This is a genomic window from Streptomyces sp. NPDC058240, assembly GCF_042882135.1.
In the GTDB taxonomy this organism is placed as follows: Bacteria; Actinomycetota; Actinomycetes; order Streptomycetales; family Streptomycetaceae; genus Streptomyces.
This window is the reverse complement of the sequence record NZ_JBHVWT010000169.1, coordinates 1-1,067: the sequence shown is the minus strand read 5'-3', so window position 1 is coordinate 1,067 and position 1,067 is coordinate 1. Positions and strand designations below refer to the sequence as shown.

The following is a 1,067-nucleotide window of genomic DNA, read 5'->3' as shown; positions in this document are numbered from 1 at the left end:
TCAAGGCCGTGAAGTTATGACTCCGGGGGCGTTGGCAAGTGTGCTCTGATCTGCGGCGTTTTCGGATGGGAGAAGCGGAGCCCCGGTAGAACTGGCAGTCGACCAAGACAGCCGTTCACAGCACCGGAGGCTCCGCTGTCCGATCAGTGTGTCATCACGCGTGAAATCACGGTAGCCAAGGGACTGTTCGCGCCAGGGCACCTGGGGGAACTCACCCAGATCGTCCCGTTCGAGATGGTCGATGCGGCCCTCACCGAGACCGGTGCCGTCCAGCAACGACTGCGGAAGATCCCCGCCCGCGTGGTGGTCTACCTGCTGCTGGCCGCAGCCCTGTTCGAGGACTGCGGCTACCTGGCCGTCTGGCGCAAGCTCACCGCCGCGCTGGAGGCGATTCCGGTCGCGAAGGTCACCGGCGCGGCGCTCTGGGATGCCCGGACCCGGCTCGGTGTCCGCCCTATGCGGGCCCTGTTCGACCTGTTGCGCGGGCCGGCCACGGCGATCCGTACCGTCGGCGCCCGTTTCAAGGGCTTACTGACCGTCGCGATCGACGGCACCTACCTCGATGTCCCCGACAGCCCGCTGCACCGGGCCCGCCTGGGCAAGGGCACCAACCAGTACGCGGCCTCCGGCTACCCGCAGATCTGCCTGACCGCGCTGGTGGCCTGCGGCACCCGCGCGGTCCTGGACGCCGCCTTCGGCCCCCGGTCCAGCGGCGAGACCGTCTACGGCAAGCGACTGACGCGCTCCCTTCACGCCGGGATGATCGTCCTGCTGGACCGGGGCTTCTCCAGCAATACGTTCCTGGCCGCCGTCGCCGCCACCGAGGCTGCCTTCCTGGCTCGCGTCTCGGCCGCCCGCAAGCCCCCGGTCCTGGCCCGCTTCGACGACGGCTCCTACCTCTCCCGCTTCGGCGGCGTCGAGGTCCGCATCATCGAGTGCGAGATCACCATCACCACCAGCCAGGGCCGTCAGACCGGGCTCTACCGACTGGCCACCAACCTCCTTGACCACCACCGGTACCCGGCATCCGACCTGGTCAGCCTGTATCACGAGCGATGGGAAGTGGA

Annotated in this window: 1 protein-coding gene; it reads left to right on the top strand. The window is 68.4% G+C overall.

Annotated features, from left to right (window positions below):
* Positions 1-234: 234 nt before the first annotated feature.
* A partial coding sequence (locus ACFVX4_RS42185) for an IS4 family transposase (protein ID WP_389988880.1) occupies positions 235-1,067 on the top strand: 833 nt, incomplete at its 3' end.